The organism is Bacillus cereus group sp. Bc031, from assembly GCF_027716265.1.
Taxonomy (GTDB): Bacteria; Bacillota; Bacilli; order Bacillales; family Bacillaceae_G; genus Bacillus_A; species Bacillus_A paranthracis.
Map to the genome: position 1 here is coordinate 1 of NZ_JAQFUL010000206.1, position 1,078 is coordinate 1,078.

Here is a 1,078-nt window from a genome sequence, read left to right on the forward strand (position 1 = left end):
TCCTTAAGATTTTCAATTTTTTCTAGTTCCTGTACACTTTGCTCAACAATCATTTCTAACATTTGGTTTGCAGTCATTATATTTCCCTCCAGTAAATGTATTTGATTTATAAAAAAGGTTTGTGCATACTGGAGACATGCAAATAGGGGTCTCAATCTTATCTGCATAAGTGTTCTCTGTGTCCAGTATGCAGGGAACATTTTTTTTGGGGTTTATATTTCTACTTTTTGTTTTTCTTCTTTGGTTTCTTTTTTTTCAATTTCAGACATTATAGTTTTTCCTTTTGGATCAAAAACAACTTCTAAACGTATTTTTGCAATGTCTTTCCAATCGCCTTTTCCAAACAAATGAGGATTTACTTTATAAAGTCCTGTATCTTCCCTAATTAGTAATTCGCCTTTCACAAATTTAGAAATAGCGTTATTAATACTTGATAGAGAAAGTCCTAATTCTTTTGCTATTTGTCTTTTTAATGCCGCATTAACAACTAATTGATTTCCATAAGACATTCTTTTTAGAAAAGCATATAAAATGCTATTTAATCCTTTAGGAAGGTCTTTTAAATATAAAATTGTGTCTAAATAAACTTTTATGTAATTCGGCTCTGTACCCCAATTTATAACTTTCTCTTCTTCTTGATGAGTAATTTGACCATCTTCATTAACGATTGTTCTTAAAATTGTATTAGTCACTTTAGCCATAATAGCACCTCCTTACTATAAAATAATGTAATGTTATTATAACGAAACATTGTAATGATTGTAAAGAGTAAAAATGCAAAACATTACAATAAATCATTGTAATGTTAATTACATCTTTCGTGTAATATGATTACATCCCTCATGTAATGTCGTTACATCCCTCATGTAATGCCTAAAATCGCCAAATCCCTTGATATATCTAGCTTAAACACTATTTTTCTAGAAACTATCCCCTCTCTTATCTTGTACCATGGTTTTGGTGTTTTGTTCGACAGTATAAAAAAATTGGCTTTTAACTAAGCAATAGTCGAGTAGTATTTTTTGAGAAAACCACTCAAAAAATCTCCACTCTTTTGCTATTGCATAGTGAAATTCGG

General features: G+C 30.0%; 1 protein-coding gene. It reads right to left on the minus strand.

The annotated features are described in order from the left end of the window. Positions 1-212: 212 nt before the first annotated feature. On the minus strand, positions 213-701 hold the full coding sequence (locus PDQ33_RS28895) for a replication/maintenance protein RepL (RefSeq protein ID WP_202295962.1): 489 nt from the start codon (positions 699-701) through the stop codon (positions 213-215). Between the last annotated feature and the right edge of the window lie 377 nt (positions 702-1,078).